This window comes from Levilactobacillus tangyuanensis (genome assembly GCF_003946545.1).
Classification (GTDB): Bacteria; Bacillota; Bacilli; order Lactobacillales; family Lactobacillaceae; genus Levilactobacillus; species Levilactobacillus tangyuanensis.
In genome coordinates, this window is record NZ_RHOA01000009.1 from 18830 (window position 1) to 37217 (window position 18388).

The 18388-nt window shown below is 52.1% G+C and carries 17 protein-coding genes and 1 tRNA gene; 16 read left to right on the forward strand and 2 right to left on the reverse strand.

Going from position 1 to position 18388, the window contains the following annotated elements; translation table 11 throughout:
- Window positions 1-73 precede the first annotated feature (73 nt).
- The 10 genes from EKM96_RS07230 to EKM96_RS07275 all read left to right on the forward strand — a co-directional run bounded on the left by EKM96_RS07230 (window position 74) and on the right by EKM96_RS07275 (window position 8927).
- Window positions 74-2272, forward strand: a complete 2199-nt coding sequence (locus tag EKM96_RS07230; RefSeq protein ID WP_125641846.1) for a Tex family protein — start codon at window positions 74-76, stop codon at window positions 2270-2272.
- Complete coding sequence (locus EKM96_RS07235; protein ID WP_125641849.1) at window positions 2265-2750, forward strand: SprT family protein; 486 nt, start codon at window positions 2265-2267, stop codon at window positions 2748-2750. Before EKM96_RS07230 ends, EKM96_RS07235 begins: the two co-directional genes overlap by 8 nt.
- Before the next feature lie 13 nt (window positions 2751-2763).
- Entirely contained in the window at window positions 2764-3645 is an 882-nt protein-coding gene (gene thrB, locus EKM96_RS07240; protein ID WP_125641852.1) for a homoserine kinase, read from the forward strand.
- 79 nt (window positions 3646-3724) lie between these two features.
- Window positions 3725-3809: transfer RNA gene (locus tag EKM96_RS07245), tRNA-Leu, on the forward strand.
- A 287-nt stretch (window positions 3810-4096) separates the two neighbouring features.
- The gene (locus tag EKM96_RS07250; RefSeq protein WP_125641855.1) at window positions 4097-5524 is read left to right on the forward strand and encodes an MATE family efflux transporter; all 1428 of its coding nucleotides are present in this window, start codon (window positions 4097-4099) and stop codon (window positions 5522-5524) included.
- Between the two features lie 76 nt (window positions 5525-5600).
- The gene (locus EKM96_RS07255) at window positions 5601-6221 is read left to right on the forward strand and encodes an HAD family hydrolase (protein WP_125641858.1); all 621 of its coding nucleotides are present in this window, start codon (window positions 5601-5603) and stop codon (window positions 6219-6221) included.
- An 86-nt stretch (window positions 6222-6307) separates the two neighbouring features.
- Entirely contained in the window at window positions 6308-6727 is a 420-nt protein-coding gene (locus EKM96_RS07260) for a PTS sugar transporter subunit IIA (RefSeq protein ID WP_125641861.1), read from the forward strand.
- Window positions 6724-7227, forward strand: a complete 504-nt coding sequence (locus EKM96_RS07265) for a PTS system mannose/fructose/N-acetylgalactosamine-transporter subunit IIB (RefSeq protein ID WP_125641864.1) — start codon at window positions 6724-6726, stop codon at window positions 7225-7227. The genes EKM96_RS07260 and EKM96_RS07265 overlap by 4 nt, the downstream gene beginning before the upstream one ends.
- Window positions 7228-7293: 66 nt before the next feature.
- Entirely contained in the window at window positions 7294-8091 is a 798-nt protein-coding gene (locus EKM96_RS07270; protein WP_125641867.1) for a mannose/fructose/sorbose family PTS transporter subunit IIC, read from the forward strand.
- 14 nt (window positions 8092-8105) lie between these two features.
- Complete coding sequence (locus EKM96_RS07275) at window positions 8106-8927, forward strand: PTS system mannose/fructose/sorbose family transporter subunit IID (RefSeq protein ID WP_125641870.1); 822 nt, start codon at window positions 8106-8108, stop codon at window positions 8925-8927.
- 69 nt (window positions 8928-8996) lie between these two features.
- On the opposite strand, the gene EKM96_RS07280 is transcribed toward EKM96_RS07275, so the two are convergent.
- A complete protein-coding gene (locus EKM96_RS07280) occupies window positions 8997-9659 on the reverse strand; it encodes an EAL domain-containing protein (protein WP_125641873.1) in 663 nt (220 codons plus the stop codon).
- 311 nt (window positions 9660-9970) lie between these two features.
- Window positions 9971-11116 carry an LCP family protein gene (locus EKM96_RS07285; RefSeq protein WP_125641876.1) on the reverse strand — a complete coding sequence of 382 codons (1146 nt, stop codon included), beginning with the start codon at window positions 11114-11116 and terminating at the stop codon, window positions 9971-9973.
- A gap of 355 nt (window positions 11117-11471) precedes the next feature.
- Here EKM96_RS07285 and EKM96_RS07290 point away from each other — a divergent pair, with 355 nt between their 5' ends.
- From EKM96_RS07290 to EKM96_RS07315, 6 genes are all read left to right on the forward strand, one after another.
- The gene (locus EKM96_RS07290) at window positions 11472-12419 is read left to right on the forward strand and encodes an AEC family transporter (RefSeq protein ID WP_125641879.1); all 948 of its coding nucleotides are present in this window, start codon (window positions 11472-11474) and stop codon (window positions 12417-12419) included.
- A gap of 36 nt (window positions 12420-12455) precedes the next feature.
- Window positions 12456-13535, forward strand: a complete 1080-nt coding sequence (locus tag EKM96_RS07295; RefSeq protein ID WP_125641882.1) for a DMT family transporter — start codon at window positions 12456-12458, stop codon at window positions 13533-13535.
- A 156-nt stretch (window positions 13536-13691) separates the two neighbouring features.
- On the forward strand, window positions 13692-14363 hold the full coding sequence (locus EKM96_RS07300) for a 2,3-bisphosphoglycerate-dependent phosphoglycerate mutase (protein ID WP_125641885.1): 672 nt from the start codon (window positions 13692-13694) through the stop codon (window positions 14361-14363).
- Between the two features lie 108 nt (window positions 14364-14471).
- Complete coding sequence (locus tag EKM96_RS07305; protein ID WP_125642033.1) at window positions 14472-15665, forward strand: serine hydrolase domain-containing protein; 1194 nt, start codon at window positions 14472-14474, stop codon at window positions 15663-15665.
- Window positions 15666-15887: 222 nt separating this feature from the next.
- Entirely contained in the window at window positions 15888-17192 is a 1305-nt protein-coding gene (locus EKM96_RS07310) for a GntP family permease (protein ID WP_125641888.1), read from the forward strand.
- A gap of 22 nt (window positions 17193-17214) precedes the next feature.
- Entirely contained in the window at window positions 17215-18345 is a 1131-nt protein-coding gene (locus EKM96_RS07315; RefSeq protein WP_125641891.1) for a glycerate kinase family protein, read from the forward strand.
- The last annotated feature ends 43 nt before the right edge of the window (window positions 18346-18388 follow it).

Sequence of the window (18388 nt, forward strand, 5' to 3'; positions counted from 1 at the left end):
TCGGTGGATTGCTCTGGCCAGGAGGGAAACCATGGTATAATGAGAGCATTAGTGAGCATGATGGAGGATGAGTATGGTACAGAGTAAAACAGAAGCAAGCATGAGTGATTTTGCCCGTCCCGTGCAGCAGTTGCTCGGGCAATATCAGTTGCGCCAGGTCACGGCAGTCCTGAATCTGTTGGACGAGGGGAATACGGTGCCCTTTATTTCCCGATACCGTAAGGAACGTACGGGCTCATTAGACGAGGTCGCGATTCGTGATATTGAAGATACGGCCAATCGTTTAGGCAAATTAGCACAACGCCGGGCCGAGGTCTTGAAAATTGTTGAAGAGCAGGGCCAATTAACGGCGAAGCTTCGTCAAGACCTCCAACGAGCAACGACGATTCAGCAGGTCGAGGACCTGTACCTACCGTATAAGCAGAAACGTCGCACCAAGGCGACGATTGCCCGGGAACATGGGTTGACGCCGCTGGCGGAATGGCTATTAACCTTTCCACAGGATCAGTTGACCCACAAGGCCCAAGGCTTCGTGAATCCGGCCAACGAGTTGCCAGATGTTGCGGCGGTCTGGGCTGGTGTCCATGAGATCTTAGCCGAAACCTTTAGTGAGCAGGCCGCCTTTCGTCAGTGGATTCGGCAGTATACCTGGAAGAATGCCCAACTCGTTAGTCGGTTGAAGCGAGGCGCGGCCGACCGGGATGAGCAACAGGTCTATGCCACCTATTACGAGTTCAGTCAGGCGGTCCGGCAGGTTCCGCCCTACCGAGTGCTTGCGATTAATCGTGGCGAACGGGAGAAAGTCTTGTCGGTTAGCCTCCTGGTTGATCCGGCTTCAATCCTACAGTACGGTCATTTTCGATTGATTGGTCAGCACAAGGGACCGGCAGTTGCCAAGATTGAAGCGGCCTTTGCCGATGCCTATAAGCGGTTCTTAGGGCCCGCGATCGAGCGGGAACTTCGACGGGAGTTGACGGATCAGGCCGATCAGCACGCCATTCAGGTCTTCGGTGATAACCTGTATCATCTGTTGATGCAGGCACCGATGAAGGGCAAGGTTGTCATGGGCTTCGATCCGGCCTACCGGACCGGCTGTAAGTTGGCTATTATGGATGCTAACGGTCGTTTCCTAACCAAGCAGGTCATTTATCCACATAAGCCCGCCTCGGCCCAGAAGCGCGCCGCAGCGGCACCAGAATTCCGGCGTCTCTTGGCCGACTATCAGGTTGAGATGGTAGCCATTGGGAATGGGACGGCCAGTCGCGAATCCGAGGAGTTTGTGAGTGATATTCTGAAGTCGCTTGACCGACCGGTTTACTACGTCATCGTGAATGAGGCTGGGGCTTCGGTCTATTCGGCAAGCGCCAACGCCCGCGCAGAATTTGCGGATCTACACGTCGAAGAACGTTCCGCCATTAGCATCGGCCGCCGTCTTCAGGACCCATTAGCGGAGTTGGTGAAGATTGACCCGAAGGCCGTTGGCGTGGGTCAGTACCAACACGATGTGCCGGAGAAGGCGCTCGATGAACAGTTGAACCGTGTCGTTGAGACGGCGGTTAATCAAGTTGGGGTCAACGTGAATACGGCAAGTCCGGAGTTGCTAACGCACATCTCTGGGTTGACCGCCACGACGGCCAAGAACATCGTGACCTATCGTAATGAGCATGGGGCTTTTCAGTCCCGCTCGACGTTGAAGGCCGTGCCGCGGTTAGGCCCTAAGGCCTTTCAACAAGCGGTCGGCTTCTTACGGATCATTGCCGGTGCCGAACCATTGGATAATACGGATATTCACCCCGAAAGTTATCGGGTCACCAAACAGTTGTTGGCCGGGTTGGGTGTGGCCAGCGACCAGGTTGGGTCCCAACAACTTCAACAACAATTAACGCAGCTGAATCGCTCTCAATGGCTTGAACAATTGGGCATTGGTTCGGCAACCTTAAATGATATTATCTCCAGCCTGCAAAAGCCCGGGCGCGACTTGCGGGACAACATGCCAGCGCCATTATTGCGGCAAGACGTCCTCACCATGGCGGACCTTAAGCCAGGGATGGAATTACAGGGGACCGTCCGTAACGTCGTCGACTTCGGGGCGTTTGTTGACATCGGGGTTAAGCAAGACGGTTTAGTTCACATTTCCCAGTTAACGGACCATTATGTGAGTGACCCTAGTACCGTCGTGACTATTGGCGATATCGTCACGGTTTGGGTGTTGTCCGTTGATGAACAACGGCAACGCATTCAATTAACGATGCGAGCCAATGCTCATGACTGATGCGGAGCTTCAACGGTTAGTTGAAACCATTTCGCAAAATAGTTTTGGCCGACCATTTCGGCACCACGCAACCTTTAATCGTCGTTTGCGAACGACGGGAGGGCGCTATCGGCTGGGTGACCACAACCTCGAGATTAATCCCCGGATGTTAAGCGAACACGGTGAGACGGTGCTGGTGGGGGTTATCAAACATGAGCTGTGTCACTATCATTTGCATCTAAACGGACAGTCGGGACAACACCGGACTGCGGCATTTAAGACCTTGCTAGCCCAGGTAGGCGGCTTGCGGTACGCCCCAGCGCCAGCAAGGCCGGCCCCGCAACCGCGTAAGTGGCAGTGTTACGAATGCACACAGTGCGGGCAACGCTATTACCGTGCCCGTCGAATTAATTTGAAGAAGATGGTTTGCGGTCGGTGCCGTGGCCAGCTTGTCTGGCAAGGAACCGTGATCGCTGCACAGCGACCGCAATCGACTTAGGAGGTCAGTGTTTATGGGTAAGACGATTATTCGTGTCCCAGCAACCTCGGCAAACTTTGGACCCGGGATTGACTCCATTGGGGCAGCGCTACATTTGTATTTAACCGTGATTATTGAAGAAAAGACCGACAAATGGCGGGTTAATCATGCGCTCGGGACAGAGATTCCCCGCGATGAAAATAACCTGATGGTGCAGACGGCCCTGAAGATTAAATCAGACCTGCCGGCCCACCAACTGACGGTCATGTCTGATATCCCGGTGTCACGGGGTCTTGGGAGCTCAACCAGTGCCATCATTGCCGGAATTAAGATTGCAAATGAGTTGGGCAATCTCGACCTGTCGATTGGGGAGCAATTGAATTGGGCCGTGAAGCTCGGTGGGTCACTGGATAACGTGGCGGCAGCTTTGCTAGGCCAAGCGGCAGTCGCCACGGTTAACGATGGTGAGGTCTCGGCCTTACAACTACCGTTGCCAGAATTGCGGGTCCTGGTCTTTATTCCGGGGCAAAAGCTATTGAGCCGAAAGAGTCGGAGTGCTTTGCCTAAGCAAATGGACTTGAGCAAGGCCATTCATGCCAGCAGTGTGGCCAACGTCTTAGTTGCCGCGTTGCTCACCAAAGACTGGGCGCTAGCCTCTAAGATGATTGAAAGCGACGAGTTTCACGAGCAGGCCCGGTCGCAATTGGTGCCGGAACTCAATGAGATTCGGGCGGCGGCCCATGATCTTGACATTACCGGGACCTACCTTAGTGGTGCCGGCCCAACGGTGGTGACCTTTGGCTCCGCGGCCCAGTTAACCTTGTTGCGGGCGAAGTTAGCCGATCTTGATTTGGCTGGTAGTCTGCGCATCTTGGACCTTGATCGAGATGGTGCGAGTGTGTTAACGGATGCATAATTGATATTTTTTTGAATTAACTTACAAAAAATATTGTCAGTGCCGCTTTCATTTGGTATACTATTTCTTGTGAGTTAATGCGGCCATGGCGGAATTGGCAGACGCGCAAGATTAAGGATCTTGTCCGGGTAATCCGGGTGGAAGTTCGAATCTTCTTGGCCGCATCATATTAATCGAGAATCTCGTCGAGTAATCGACGGGATTTTTTTGTGGTTTCACGAGGGGAAACAATTAAAGAGGCCCCTTAACATGACAAACAGATAACAATTGTGCTACGCAATCGTTTTCAATGAAAATAGGCCTTCTCAATTTCCTGGGATGGGCGTAATATTGAAAATTAATCGATTACTTTCATAAAGTTAAGCAAAACTGCTGACATTGAGCGCCAATGGCGTTATAGTAATCGTCCTGTGTCAATTGCGATTGACAAATTCTAGAAGGAGGTCGGCATATGAGCGACTTAACCAAGGGTAATTCCCTAAAACTTATTTTCTTTTTCACGATTCCATTGTTAATTGGGAATCTTTTTCAGCAATTATACAATGTGTCTGATACGGTCGTGGTGGGGCAAACCCTTGGTGTTAAAGCGCTAGCCGCCGTCGGGGCAACCGGATCCATTAATTTCCTAATTATTGGCTTCGCCCAAGGGCTTACCGCTGGATTGGCCATCATCACGGCCACGCGGTACGGGGCGCGTGATTATCGTGGCGTTCGCCGCTCCTTTGCCGCGAGTATTATTATCTCGTTAATCATGACCGTCGTCCTGACGGTGCTGTCCCTGACGTTTGTCGACCCGATTTTGAAATTAATGCAAACGCCGGCCTCAATCTTTGCCAACGCGCGGATCTTCATCACCACCATCTTCATTGGGATCTTCGCGTCAATGGCTTTCAACTTACTCTCAAACATCATTCGGGCCCTTGGAGATTCCCGGACACCCTTAATTTTCCTGGTTATTGGGACCATTATTAACGTGGCCCTGGAACTCCTCTTCATCTTGGTCTTTCACATGGGGGTGGCCGGTGCCGGTTGGGCGACCGTCCTATCCCAAGTGATTGCCTCACTGCTCTGTGTGGGGTACATCGTGCGGTCCATTCCCTTATTACGGATTGGCAAGGCCGACTTCAAGATGGGATTCGACGAACTCTGGCAACATTTCTCAACGGGGATGCCAATGGGCTTTCAACTCTCAATCATTGCGATTGGGACGATGGTTATGCAGGCGGCCCTGAACTCATTAGGAACTGACTCGGTGGCCGCGTCCACAGCTGCCTCTAAGGTGGACCAACTGTGTTCGCTACCAATGTCTTCCTTTGGGGTCACGATGGCCACCTTTGCCGCCCAGAACTTTGGTGCCGGTAAGTTTCAACGAATCATGGAAGGGGTTAAGAAGACCCTGTGGTTGTCAGGTAGCTTCGCCGTCTTCGCTGGGGCCATGGTCATCTTCTTTGGTCGGCCAATTGTTCACCTGATCATTGGGGATGCCGACGAACACGTCATTCAATTATCACAGACGTACTTCAACATCATCGGGAGTACCTACTTGTTGTTGAGTGTGCTGTTTGTTATCCGGAACACCCTGCAAGGACTGGGCCGGCGTGTGCTGCCAACCCTAGCCGGGGTTGGTGAATTGGCCATGCGGGTCTTTGCCGCCTTGTTCATGGTCAAGGCCTTCGGCTATGCGGGTGCCGTCTCGGCCGAACCTCTGGCCTGGCTGGGATCATGTGCCATCTTGATTCCATCTTGGTTGCGAGCCGTTAAGCAATTACGGAACTTGGTCCGGAGCCAAGCGGTGGCTAATGGCGAAACGGTTCCAGCCGACTCCGAGGAGGCCGTCGACTTGGCCGATGAAGATTTACCGGTTAAATTCGAGTCTTAATTCAAAACATGCTAAACTTAAAGCGAGACCAACACTGGTCGCGCTTTTTTTGCGGCGCGATTGAGGAGGAAACCTTTTGCAAACGTATATTTTTGATATTGATGGAACATTGATGGATACAGAGGCCATGTACATGCGGGCGTTACAGGCTGTGCTCAAGGAACAGGGGGATCCGCGGCCGTATGCTGACTTGACCGCAACCTTTGGCATTCCTAGTCGTGATGCCTTGGAAGATCTTCATGTGACTGACTTAGAAGATGTTCTGGTGGCATGGGGCGAGCGCACGGCGGCCTACCGGGAGACGGTGCACGTCTATCCGGGTGTCCTGGCGGCCCTGGATCAGTTACGAAAAAGGGGGGCGCAGTTGGCAATTATGACCTCTAAACGGCAATTCGAATACGAGCACGACGTGGTGGCCTCGGGCCTGGCCGACCATTTTTCATTGGCGATCGTGGCCGAAGATGTGCAACACGGGAAGCCGGCACCCGATGGAATTAACTTGGCCGTGGAACGGCTGAACGCCGATCCAGCCACCACCATTTATATTGGGGATACGCACTTCGACCAAGAGGCCGCCCAGGCGGCCAATGTCGCGTTCGGCTATGCAGCCTGGAACGACCGGCAACCGCGTGGTTTCACGCCGGCGATCAGTCTCGCCAGTCCTCGTGAATTAATCACAAAATTTGCCGCAAACTAGCTGAAAACGCTTATTTATGCTATATTAGGTGCAGATTTAATTTTGAGATGGCCAGAATCGATGGCCGTGGATGAAGAGGTGGCACGATGTTAGCCATAATCGTTACCAGTCACGGGCAGTTTGCCCGCGGACTGTTGCAAAGCGCAGAGATGATTTACGGCAAGTCGACCAAGGTGACAGCCGTGACCTTGGCTGCCAATGAAAGCCTGACCGACCTGGCCAATCACTACGAGACGGCTATTCAACAAATGGAACCGGTTACGGAATTATTGTTCCTAGTTGACTTGTGGGGTGGATCGCCGTTTAATGCGGCCAGTCAAATGGTTGCGCAACACCCAGATAAGTATGGGCTGGTTGCGGGGCTTAATTTACCGATGTTAATTGAAGCGTTATCGCTACAGGAGCAGACCATGGCCGAAGTGATTCCGCATTTGGAACGAGCAGCAAGAAGTAGTATTCGCCACCTGGATTTACAGGCGGGCACAGGAGATGACGAACTGTTATGACAATGACCATTAGCTTGGCACGAGTTGATAGCCGATTATTACACGGTCAAGTGGCGACGGTCTGGACCAAAACCGTCCGACCAAACCGAATCTTAGTGGTATCTGATGCCGTGGTCCAAGACCAGCTCCGCAAAACCTTAATCGTGCAGGCCGCTCCGGCTGACGTTAAGGCCAATGTCATTTCCGTTGATAAGATGGCTAAAATTTTTCACGATCCCCGGTTCGATAGTTTTCGCGTGTTGCTGTTAACGGAAAATCTGACCGACATGCACCGCTTGCTCGCGGCAGGAGTTGACCTGCGCGGCAGTGGGGTTAACGTGGGAAACTTGGCGTTTTCGACCGGGAAAACGATGTTGACGGACAGTGTGGCGGCGGACGCCACCGATGTTCAGGTTGCACAGAAGTTGATGGGTCAAGGAGTCACCGTGACGGCACAGACGGTTCCGTCTGATCGGCCACAGGATTTCTTGAATCTGGCAACAAAAAAAGGTCTAGCCTAAACACCTGACGCGGTGGGTTACCCCACTCGCAGGTGTTTTTGGATCTCTGATGAAAGGCGGTTGAACATGAATCTAGAATTTTGGGGAGTCTTGTTGGTCGCCTTTTTGGCCGGCCTTGAGGGCGTCATTGACGAATGGGAGTTCCATCAACCGATTGTGGCCTGTGCGTTAGTGGGGCTGGTTACCGGTAATCTGGTGGCTGGACTGGCATTGGGCGCCTCACTTCAGTTGGTGACGCTTGGATGGATGAATATCGGCAGCGCGGTGGCGCCGGATGCCGCCCTGGGGGCTGTGGGTGCGGCCTGGCTAGTGACCGGTCCCGCCCACTTACCCGTGGCGATGGGCGTGATCATGGCCATCCCGTTGGCGGTCGTGGGTCTTTGGTTGACACGGGGCCTTCGGCGAATTATCGTGCCGTTGGTGGCTCGCGGCGACCAAGCGGCCGCAGAGGGAAACCTGAGCCGAATCACGAGGCTTCAATGGCTTAGTGTCGGGTTGCAGGGGCTACGGGTCGTGATTCCCATGGTGATCCTGATGGCCTTACCGAGTGTCTGGATGACCACGATTTATCAAGGGTTACCTGTGACCTTACGCGGTGGGTTACGCGTGACGGCGGGGCTTTTAGTGATTGTGAGCTTCGCCATTGTGATTAACATGATGGCATCGAGGCGGTTGTGGCCGTTCTTCTTCATGGGCTTCGCCTGTGCGACGGACAGTCATTTGAACCTCACGGCATTAGTGATGATTGGGGTAGCCTTGGCGATTATTTATCTCAATCTAAAACCCAAGGATCAGCATCCCCAAGGTGGCGGTTCGGGAACCTCAGCGGATGATGACCTGGATCGTGAATTGGATGATTTATAGAAGGAGGGGCGAAGATGGCGGAACCAACTAAAGTTAAGTTAACCATGGGGGACCAGTTCCACGTCTTTGTCCGCTCAGGGTTTGAACAGGCTGCGTGGAACTATCCTCGGCTCCAGAATATGGGTTTTTGTTACCTGATGATTCCGGCCATTCGGCGCTTATATCCAAATAAGGCGGATCAGGCTGCGGCCGCCCAACGACACTTAGAGTTGTTCAACACCATGCCATACATGCAGTCGCTCATTACCGGGGTGACCTTGGCCATGGAAGAGGACCATGCCAACGGTAAGCCCGTCACCGAAACCGAGATTAAGAGCGTCAAGGTGGCGATGATGGGGTCATTGGCGGGGGTCGCCGATCCCGTTTGGTGGGGCATTTGGCGACCTTTGTTAAGTGCCTTCGCGGCAACCCTGGTTTTTAGTGGCTTTGGGATTGTAGGCCCATTGACCTTCTTTATTGGGTGGAATGTGGTGCGCCTCGGCTTTCGGTGGCTGACTCAGCGCTGGGGCTACCGCCGCGGCATTAGTGCCGTGACTGGCCTGCAATCGGAGACATTACGGCGGCTGACGGAAGGCGCGTCAATTGTGGGGCTCTTCGTCATGGGGGCCATCGTGCCTCGTTGGACGCAGTTACAGTTGGCACCGTCGTTTCATCTCCCTGGTGGGGCCACTAAGAGTCTGCAAGCAATGCTGGATCAATTGTTACCCGGTGTCTTGCCCCTGTGCTTAACCTTGTTAGCCGTCTGGTTGTTGCGTCATCGTGTTCGACCACTGTGGCTCTTTGTTGGGGTCTTCGTGATCGGCATTGGCGGTTACTGGATCGGGTTGTTTCATTAAAGTGAAAATAAAAAGCGGCTGTGACAGCGAACTTTCAGTGATGAAAGTGGTTGTCACAGCCGTTTTTAGTTAGGCCAGGGTTTCAACAAGACTGGGTTGCCCGTACAGGTAACCCTGATGGAGATTGATCCCGAATTGTTTAGCCAGTTCTTGGTCCTCGGCGCTTTCGACACCTTCTAGAACTAACTGAAGGTGATCCTCACGAGCCGTCTGCGCCCAAAAGGCCAGGCTGGCGGGAATGAGATCGCGTTCACCGGTAGACCGCAGATTTTGCATGGCAAACTTGATCCCGTCAACAAATGGTAAAAGATGCTTGATGTTTTCGTAGGTGTTGGAACCCGTGCCAACATCATCCAGGATCAAACCAACGCCATATTGATGAATCGTCATACTGAAAAGCTTCATTTCCTCGAGGGTCGGGGCCTCGGTCAATTCGATGTTTAGCGAAGCCGGTGCCAGCCGTTTCTTCAATAGGATAATCGCACCCAAGGTGTAGGGATTTCGCAACTGTTGGGTGTTAAGGTTGAATGACAGCGTCTGTTTAGTCACCGCCGTATGTAAAGCAACGGCCGTTTCTTCGAGGAGCTTCGCCTGGTCGGTCACAGAAATATCAGTGAAGTGATGTGGAAGAACCCACTCATCGTTATCGTTTTGTTTGCGGAGAAGAACTTCGTAGCCAAACACGCGGTTGTCGTCTTCATTGATCTGTGGTTGAACAAAGAACCGATACATGTGGTCAGCCCCTTTCATAGTTTTAAGTATCTCTATTTTAACGCATTTGAGGCAAACCACAAACAGATTTTATGGCAATGTGACAAGCGGTCACGCTTGGCTAAGGATAGCCACCGATCAAGGCAAATGGCTGAGACGGATTCATTGATACAGATGAAATGAGTGGGATGGCACGGTCTATCGGGGTCACCATTCGGACAGAGTGTCGAAAATGTTTCGTCAGATTCTAAACAAACTAACGGTTGCCAAGACGGTGGGATGGGATCAAAAAAGTCCGAACCATTGGTCCGGACTTGATGTCATGATTAAAATTAGTAACCGTAGCCGTTGTTACCGCCCGTGGTGTCGGCGGTTGGCGTCGTGCCATCCGCATTCGTGGAGCCATCGGTCGTCGAGGTATCGGCATCAGTGGTGAACTTACTGGTGTTACCCAGACCCAACGTCTTGCGAATGTGGTTCGAGACCTTTTTCAATTCTTGCGTGGTTGGGACTTGGTAGGAGAGACCATCGATCATCGCGTCTTGTCCTTGTAAGGTTTCAGAACTGATGTGATGAGAGGCATCGCCATACTTGGCCCGAATTTGCATCAAGTCATCGAAGGTCAGGTCGGTCTTCAAGTTACCATTCAGTGATTTCAGGATGGACTGGTAACGTGTGATTGAGGATAAACCAGCAGCCTTAACGACCAACTTCTGGAGGACCTCACGTTGCCGCTTTTGGCGACCGTAATCACCAAGTGGGTCATCATGCCGCATTCGGGAGTAATCCAGGGCTTGTTTCCCATTCAAATGGGTCTTCTTGCCCTTGACGACGTTCGCCGCACCATACTTGAAGGTCAGGGTTGGTTTGACATCGACCCCACCAACGGATTCAACCATCTTTTCCAATCCGCCCATGTTCACAATCGCATAGAAGTCGATCGGAATGTCGAGCAGGTCCTCAACCGTTTTAACGGCTGTCTTGGGACCACCAATGGTGTAAGCCGCGTTAATCTTTTGGATGGAAGCATTCGCCCCAGAGCCAACCGTTACCCGGGTATCCCGGGGAATACTGGTCAAATAGGCGGTTTCCGTCTTTGGATTAATCGTCGCGACCATCATGGTATCGGTCCGGCCGACATCGGAACGGCCCAAGGCCCCAGTATCGGTTCCCATTAGAAGAATCGAGAAGGGCTGGTTCTTCTTCAAAACAGCCGAAACATTTCGACTCTTGGCGCCGCTAGAGGCCTCATAGGTTTCACCGAAGGTCTTCTTAGCTGAATTCCATGCCTGATAGCCATAGGCTAGGCCCCCGCCTAGTAAGACTAATAGGGTGACTACAATGGTCCACATGACCGGACGATGTGGGTGGACCTGGGGCTGTTTAAAGTGGGAGTTGCGGTCAGCCCGCCGGTCATACACCTGTTCAAAGTCCTCGGGCGCGTGACGGCGCCGACTGTTTTCGTTATCGTTTGGCATAATTTATTTCCTCATCCTCGTCAAAATCTTAACCCAATTATAGGCTTCTCCGTTCATTCCTCAACGAAATCTCGGGGACCTTACCGGATTTTTAAAAATCCCCGATCCGGCAGCGGGCCCAATTAACCCATTAGACCATAAAAACGGCCATTCGTAAATGTTTCGGGCGAGAAAACGCTTTATAATTATGGGATTTGTAAAGTGGTATTAAAAAGTTGCTGATGACGGCATGCCTTGGGTAACCCCGTTCTGCCACTATTATGAAGGAATGACACCGAACGATCATCATCATTTATGCTATAATGGTGCAGTGTTGCTTAAGAAAATCTAATTTTTTTGGCGGGGAGGATCGTGGATGGCTGTATTTATTCGAAGTGTTTCTGGCGTCTTGATAATCCTCGTCATGATTGGCTTGGGATACGTCTTGTCGCGGCGGGGATGGTTTGATGATCAAGCGCCCCGGCTAATTGCTCGACTTGTCACACAGATTGCATTGCCGGCCTATATGATTAGTACAATTACGTCAAAGTTCACGGTTAAAACGTTAAAGGAAACCTTGCCGGACCTGCGTTTCCCGGTGGTTTCGATGCTGATCATGTTTGGCCTTTCGATTGCGGCGTTTCACCTGTTTCGTATCCGTCGAAGTCATCAAGGCTTATTCGAATCGATGTTTTTGAATTCCAACACGGTCTTTGTTGGTTTACCCGTCAATGAAGCGTTGTTTGGGACCAAGAGCCTCCCGTACGTCCTGGTTTACTATATGGCCAACACCACGTTCTTCTGGACGTTAGGGGTTTATTTGATCCAAAAGGATGGGAAGGGCAAGGCAACGTTTAGTCTTAAGGAGACGCTCCAGAAAATCTTCTCACCACCGTTACTCGGCTTCATCGTTGGGGTAATCCTGGTGCTCTTAGACATTCAATTGCCTGCATGGATCATGCAAGATTTCCAATACATTGGTGGATTAACTATTCCACTATCAATGATCTTCATTGGCACGGCGATCGCGGGTGCGGGTCTGCAAAATATGCGGATCGACCGCGATGGTTCCGGAATCCTACTGGGACGATTCATTATTGCCCCCATCCTGATGGCGTGTTTGGTGGTGCCAACCAACATGCCCGTCTTAATGAAACAGGTTTTTATTTTACAAGCGGCGATGCCCGTCATGACCAACGCACCGGTAGTAGCGAAGCTCTATCATGCGGATTCTGACTATGCAGCCATTATGGTAACCGAAACGACCCTCCTAAGCTTAGTGGTGATTCCGATTCTGATGGTCATCGTTCAGCACATTGTCTAGTCAATTTTGATTTTACATAATAAGGAGAATTTCGTTTTGAGAAAAACGCTGTTGTACATTGCCTTTTCGACGTTAATGTTTAGTTCCATGGAAATCGCTTTGAAGGCAGCTGGCGGGGCGTTCAACCCCATCCAGCTGAACCTCATTCGATTTTTAATCGGCGGGATTGTTTTATTGCCCATCGCTTGGCATGCCCTGCGGATGGAGAGCCGTCTAATCACCTGGTCCGATGTGGGGCTCTTTTGTCTCACCGGGTTAGCCTGTGTGATTGTCAGCATGACGCTTTATCAATTGGCAATCATGGTTGATGAAGCGTCCACGGTGGCCGTTCTGTTTAGTTGTAACCCCGTCTTCGCGCTGATCTTCTCTTATCTGATCCTGCACGAACGGTTGGGCCGGGCAAACTTGATTGCCGTGATTGTGTCCATTGTTGGGCTAATTGTGATTGTTAACCCCATGCATTTAACGAACCCATTGGGATTAACCTTGTCGATTGCTTCGGCTTTAACCTTTGGGTTATACAGTATCATTTCTCGTTGGGGATCAACCCGTCATGGGTTAAATGGAATCGTGATGACCTGTTTCACCTTCTTGGCTGGTTCAGCTGAGTTGTTTGTCCTGGTCATGATTACCCACATTCCTGCCGTGGCAACGGCCATGCGTTCCGTTAGCTGGCTGCAGGAGTTCGCGGCAATTCCGGTTTTGAAGAACGTTAGCATGCAGTATTTCTGGCTACTCTTCTTCATCGGTGTTTGTGTGACCGGTGGGGGCTTTGCCTTTTACTTCCTGGCCATGGAACGTTCCGACGTGTCGACGGCGTCACTGGTCTTCTTCATTAAGCCAGCTTTGGCACCAGTCTTAGCGGCGTTATTGATTCATGAACACATCATGCTTAACACCATCATTGGGATTGTGATTATCTTGATCGGGTCCGTGATTACCTTTATGGGGAATCAGGTTCACGAGCAAGAATCGACTTTGCCGGATGATGCTGAAGCGGCCGGCGAGGAAGCTGGCGATGCCGACTTACCAGAGGACGTGCGGGCCAAGTTAAAGGCACGGGCGCGGATTGCGGAACGAGCACGTGAGAACGCGGAATCGTCCACAACCAATTAACGATAAATAAAGCGAATCCAGGACTTGTTCAGTCCTGGATTTTTTTGTGGTATGAACGACCTTGAATTTCGTTTAAGGTGACTCACTGACCGATGATTCACTTTCGGGCTGTGGTATGATTACAGCAGAGACTGAGAAGAGAAGGGAAGGATGGCAATGGCAACCCTAGTGGTTCTACGGCACGGGGAAAGCACGGCCAATCGCGATAATATCTTTACAGGTTGGAATGATGTGCCTCTGACGGCAAAGGGACGACAACAGGCGGCAAAAGCGGGACAACTGGTGGCGGAAACCCACCTTCAGTTTGGTCGGCTACACACGTCAATGTTGCAACGGGCCATCGTGACGTCAAACATTGTTTTAGAGCGTCTTGATCAACTGTTTATTCCGGTAGAAAAGTCCTGGCGCCTCAACGAACGGCATTATGGTGCCCTGCGTGGTCAGAACAAGGATGCCGTTAAGGCAGCGGTTGGTGAACGTCAGGTCAAGATTTGGCGGCGGAGCTTTGAAACGGTACCGCCATTACTGGATCACGTGACGCAGGATCGCCGATATGATAAATTTGGGCCGCACATCGAGCCTCGGGGCGAAAGCCTGGAGATGGCCTATCATCGATTGATGCCCTATTGGACGGATGAGATTGCACCACGGTTACTAGATGGCCAGAATCAGTTGGTCGTGGCCCACGGGAGCACATTGCGGGCCTTAATTAAGTATTTGGATGACGTCCCTGATGAACAGATTAGTCAGGTGGAGGTTGCCAATGGGGAGCCGATCCGCTATGATTTCGACGATCGACTTAGAATTCAAAATAAAATCGTTTTATAGCAACACCTTCGGTTGGTTTGAGTAAGGCCGACTAAGAAGCATGATCTTTTAGAATGGGGACTGAAAGAATTGAATAAATCAGGTTGGGGCCGTTGGGTGGCTCTCGTGATGGTATTGGTGGGCCTTGGGGGCGTCTGGTACGGACATCGGCAGGTTAACTCGAAGAATCAGGCACAACAGGTGGTGACGAACCATCGGCATGCCAAGAAGACCAAAGAAAGCATTGCCCAGGACGCGGCGATCAGTCGCGCTAAACGGCCGAAGAAGAAGTCGGCATTCGATCGTGAAAACTTGGGAAAGAAACACCCCCAGTTTGCGGCGGCCTTTACCAAGAAGCTTCGAAATAAGCGGTTTAGTGGGACGGCGCTCGTGGTGAAGGATGATCAGGTCATCTTTCAGCGTAGCTTTGGGATGGCCAACGCGGCGAAGAAGCGGCGTAATAAAGTGACGTCGCAATTCCTAGTGAACTCGATTCAAAAGTCGATGACGGGAACGCTCATCATGCGTGCCGTTCAGGCCGGCCAGCTACAATTGACGGACCGGCTTAGCCAGTATTATCCGACGATCAAGGACGCGGATAAGATTACCCTGCGGCAATTATTGGATATGCGTGGGGGCATTGTGGGCGCCATGGATCCGCCAACAACACTGACGGAGTCGGGGGTGTATCGCTATGCCGCCAAGCAGGCCCGAGTCGATCCGACCAAGGTCAATAAGTTTGACTATCAACCAATCAGTTATGTTCTCCTGGCGGGCGTGCTCCATCAAGTGACGCATGAATCCTATTATCAGGCGTTCTATGAACACATCGTGACGCCACTGGATTTGAATCATACGAGTTTTGCCCAGCTGCGATCGCATATCAAGGACATGACCTTGGGGTATGCCGGGACCATGCCGGGAGATTATTCTAACCCGGTTAAGCCTTCGATGCGGGAGCTGGAGGTGGAGATTGCGACTGGCAATGTGACCATGAGTGCCGGTGATACCTTCCGCACGGAGCGGGCCCTGATTCAAGGGACGTTATTGCCGACGGCTAGTGGTGCTGGCGTTTTGCATGAAACGAACGCGCCGGCCGAGACCTATTCGGGTGGGATGTATCACCTGGGTAAGATTGGTTACTATGGCCACGGTATTGGTGATTTTTACGAAGGGGCCTTTTCACTCAGTAAGGATGGTCGGACCGGCGTCGTTTTATTGTCGAATAACTTTTATAAGAAGACGATGTGGCCAGACTGGTCGATCGAATCGTTAACCAAGTCGACGTTTAAGCAGGTCCTAACGACGGCAAAATTAAAATAATAAAATAAAAATTGAGCAAGTTTCAGAGCCCGCTTAGTCGATCGGTTTACCGATGGCCTGGCGGGCTCTTTTTCGTTGTCACTAAAGGATTAGTAAAACGATCTACTGTTCGCAGAAGAGCTGAAACCGTGCCCCATCCACCTTCCATTTGTGAGAAATGTGTCGTATAATGCATCACGTTTGTTAAAGTTGTCACATTAAATAGTTGGGAGTGGACGCGACGTGTCAGTGTCAGTAAGTTGGATTGGGGCCTTGGTTGGATTAGCCCTCGCAATTATTTTGATTCTGCGAAAATTAAACCCAGTATATTCCCTGCTGTTGGGGACGATTGTGGGTGCGCTGATTGGTGGCGCGAACTTAACGCAAACGGTGAACATCGTGGTGACCGGGTCACAGAGTGTGATGGGCACGGTTGTCCGGGTTCTAGCCGCCGGTGTCTTTGCCGGGGTCATGATGGAGTCCGGGGCCGCAAATGCGATTGCCCGGGGGATTGTCACAAAATTTGGTGAAAGTTTAGCCATCTTGTCACTGGCTTTGGCCACCATGATTATAACGGCGGTGGGGGTCTTCATCCCAGTTGCCGTCCTGATTGTGGCGCCCATCGCCCTTGAAGTGGGGAGTCGCATGAAGATTTCCAAGCTGGCGTTGCTAGTGGCGCTGTCCGGTGGGGGTAAGGCGGGAAATATTATCTCGCCCAACCCCAACACCATCGCCGCCGCTCATGGCTTTAACATCGAGCTAAGCCAGCTGATGGTGGCTGATTTTATTCCGGCCGTGTTTGGCCTAATCGTCACCGTCCTTATCGCCACCTTGTTACGGCATCACGGGGAGATTGCCACGATGGCTGACGTCGAGGCCAACCAAAGACAGGGAACCGACGCGGCCCCCACGCAGCTACCTACGCTGAAGACAGCGATCGTTGCGCCGGTCCTAGCGGTCATTCTGTTGCTACTGAATCCGGTTGGGAACATTTTACATATTCAAATTCTAGAAAAATTCGAAGTGGATGCGATGTACATTCTGCCATTGGCGGGGTTGATTGGCATGTTAGCAATGCAGCAAGGTCGCCAGGTCTTGGCCTATACCAAGGCCGGAATGGCCCGAATGACCGATGTTGTCTTGATCTTAATTGGCGCAGGGGCGATTGGCGGGCTGATCACCACCTCGACCTTGCCGGCGTTGATTGTTCATCTGATCAAAGTCTCCGGGATATCCGGCACCTTCCTGGCGCCAATTGCCGGGATTCTAATGGCTGCGGCAACCGCCTCCACCTCGACTGGGGTTATTCTGGCCACCGGTTCCTTTGGCAAGGCCATTCTGGCCTTCGGAACGGCGCCATTGGCGGCCGCGGTCATGGTTCATACCGGGGCAACGGTCATCGACCATTTGCCACAAGGGAATTACTTCCATGTCACGGCTAACGCCATGAACATGACCCTGAAGGATCGGATGAAGTCGGTCCCTTATGAATCTGCCGTGGGGTTGACGATGACGCTCGTGGGAACCATCATGTTTGGTCTTTTATAGCGACGGGAAGGAATGTTAAAAAATGAAAATTGTCATTGCACCGGACTCATTTAAGGGCAGTCTGACTGCAAAACAGGCGGCTGGGGCCATTTATGCCGGCGTGAAGCGGGTCTTTCCCGATGCCGATTACGAAGTTGTTCCCATGGCCGATGGCGGCGAAGGGACTGTGCAGTCGCTGGTCGATGCAACCAATGGCCATTTTAAGACGGCCGAGGTCTTGAATCCGTTGGGTGAACCGGTCTCTGCCGAGTATGGTTTTCTTGGGGATGGCCAAACGGCGGTCATCGAAATGGCTGCTGCCAGCGGAATTCAATTTGTCAATGAGACCACGAAGAACCCCTTAATCACCACAACCTATGGGACGGGTCAATTGATGCTAGATGCGATGCATCATGGCGCCAAGGAAATTATTATTGGTATTGGCGGTAGCGCCACCACCGATGGCGGCCAAGGGATGGCCGAAGCGTTAGGCGTGAAATTTCTGACGGCCGCCGGGACGCCCATTGCCCGTGGTGGTGGCGGCCTAGCCGATCTAGCCACCATTGACACGAGTGGTCTCGATCCGCTGGTCAAGACCACGACCGTTCGGATTGCTTCTGATGTCACGAATCCTCTGGTTGGGGCCAAGGGCTCGGCTGCCGTCTTTGGTCCGCAGAAGGGGGCAACCCCGGCCATGGTGGCAACCTTGGACGCCAATCTGACGCACTATGCGGCGGTCATTAACCAGACATTGGGACGCAACTTAGCCGAGTTTCCGGGTGCGGGAGCCGCCGGTGGACTAGGCGCCGGTCTCTTGGCCTTTACACAGTCGCAAATGGAAAGTGGTATCGAGATTGTGGTGCGGGAAACGCGTTTGAAGGAACGTGCCCGCAACGCGGATTTGGCCTTCACCGGTGAGGGCGCCATCGATTTTCAAACGCAGTATGGTAAGACCCCGATGGGGACGGCCCAGGCCGTCAAAATGGCGAGTCCCCAGGCCAAAGTTATTGGGCTAGCCGGTAACGTGGGTGAGGGAATTGACCAGCTTTATGATTTGGGAATCGATGCCATCTTTGGCATCCTACCCGGGGTGGTTGACCTATCAACGGCCATCCAAACGGGCGAGGCCAACCTGACCCGGACGGCCGAAAACATTGCCCGGGTGATTAAATAATTAAAACGGATCGCAAAAAAAAGTCCTCGGAAATTTTCCAAGG